Source organism: Psychrobacillus sp. (assembly GCF_056205495.1).
Genome location: NZ_JBAEAP010000313.1, coordinates 1 through 1,816, shown reverse-complemented (window position 1 = coordinate 1,816; position 1,816 = coordinate 1). Strand labels below are relative to the sequence as shown.

Genomic DNA, 1,816 nt, shown 5'->3' with positions numbered 1-1,816 from the left:
CGATCGATTATTAGCAAATGATGAATCTGTTTGAATTGGCCAAATTCGTTGCCCTAAATTTATCACGGCAGTACTGTTTCCACTATCCATATCTTGCTGTAAAAACAATTATTTTACTTCCTGAAAGACTACACACATTGTGCAGAAACGATTAGATAGCTATTGTTAGGGGATAATGTTAGCATCCTTTGTTGAAGAACTTTTCCAAGTAACAAACATAGAGCTTGTATAAATTAACCTACAAGCACAAATTAAACTCCACACATGAGAGAAATTATATTGATATACTATAATAGTTAGGTAGTTATAACATCGTCTTTGACCATCCGATATGCATTGCTTGATGAGTGGCCCAAACCAATAAGAAAACAGACAATGTAAAATTTGTTCTAGATAAAATATAGAGATAAATTCAAGCCTGTTAAAATTATCTTTAAACAAGGTTTATTAAAAGGAGAAATCATGCAAACGATTAAAAAATACTTTGGCGAATTTAATATGACATGGCCAAAAGTTATCATTTTAGCTGTTATTACAGCATTATATACTGCATTGATCAATCAGGTTTCATTTTTACAAGACACCTCCTTTCAGGACATAGCCGTTTATCCTGACTGGTGGTTTCTATTTGCTATATTTATCATTGTTAACTGTAAAAAGTGGTGGGAAGCCTCGCTTAAATGTTTCGTGTTCTTCCTTGTCAGCCAGCCCCTCATTTATTTGATTGAGGTTCCGTTTTATGCATACGGTTGGGACATATTCCGTTATTATGATTATTGGTTTAAAATTACCGTCTTGACCTTGCCTGGTGCTGCAATAGCATTCCAACTTAAAAAGAAGAACTGGATCAGCGTTTTAGTTTTGTCTGTGGCTACTGGGTATCTTTCTTGGGCAAGCGTGCACTACTTCAGAGATGTACAGGCCAATTTCCCGAATCATCTGTTAAGCGCCGTATTCAGCCTTGCTCTGGCAGTTTTCTTTGTTTTTGTTTTGCTGGATAAGAAGAAGCATCGCATCACTGCCCTTGCTATTATAGCTGCCGTTTTTATTGCCGTTTTTGCCTTCACCAAAATAGATGACACTATGGAAATGTACCTTGACGAGGGAAAATGGACCTTCTCGGCTGAGGATAATTCAGTTGTGACTGTGGAGATTGTAGAAGGGAACCACGTTACGATGTCAGCAATGCACGATGGCACTACTTTTATTCGTTTTGAAAACAGTGCCGGTGTCGAAAGAAACTATCTTGTTACTGTAAGCGGTGGTAGCATATGGATTGATGCGATTGACGAAGATTGAGCTTTTACTTCATTAAATGGGGAAACTAATCCTAAAATTGGCCTTCGAAGTACTTGGTTTAGAGCGAGTGTATGCTGGACACGAGGTTAAGAATAGTGCTTCTGGAAAAATATTTAGTCGTTTAGGCATGATATGTGAAGGAATACTTTGTAAAAGCGAAATGATAAAAGGAAAATAAGCGTCCTCGTAAATGCCTAGGTTGGAAAACACCTTATGAGCTGTTCTTTAGCAAGGTGTGTTGTTTAATTTGACAATACAAGAAATAAAAAAGAGAAGACCAGTTAAAAGCAGTAGCTGAAGCGGGCAATGGGGACTATATGTCTGCTGAAAACTGCGAAGAAAACCATTAGGCCCTGAATGCCTAATCCAAACTACAGCTGTCATACTTGGGATAACCCACTTTTCTTCAATACTATTATTTAGTTACAGTAAATAGCGCAAAATATTCAATAGGACAGGTGTCCATGAAACTTAGTAATGCAGTCAATATAGAAAGTAGTCGCTTTAAGAAAATGAT

Annotated in this window: 2 protein-coding genes; both read left to right on the top strand. The window is 37.1% G+C overall.

The window, feature by feature from the left end; genetic code table 11:
* Positions 1 to 462 precede the first annotated feature (462 nt).
* Positions 463 to 1,299 (top strand): hypothetical protein, encoded by an 837-nt coding sequence (locus AC06OU_RS09145; RefSeq protein WP_475855340.1) that lies wholly within the window; start codon positions 463 to 465, stop codon positions 1,297 to 1,299.
* Between the two features lie 16 nt (positions 1,300 to 1,315).
* A complete protein-coding gene (locus tag AC06OU_RS09140) occupies positions 1,316 to 1,477 on the top strand; it encodes a GNAT family N-acetyltransferase (RefSeq protein WP_475855339.1) in 162 nt (53 codons plus the stop codon).
* Positions 1,478 to 1,816: the final 339 nt, after the last annotated feature.

What these genes read in the sequence shown, in the direction of transcription:
- AC06OU_RS09145 (WP_475855340.1), top strand. Translation starts at nt 463, where the DNA reads ATGCAAACGATTAAAAAATACTTTGGCGAATTTAATATGACATGGCCA.
- AC06OU_RS09140 (WP_475855339.1), top strand. Translation starts at nt 1,316, where the DNA reads ATGGGGAAACTAATCCTAAAATTGGCCTTCGAAGTACTTGGTTTAGAG.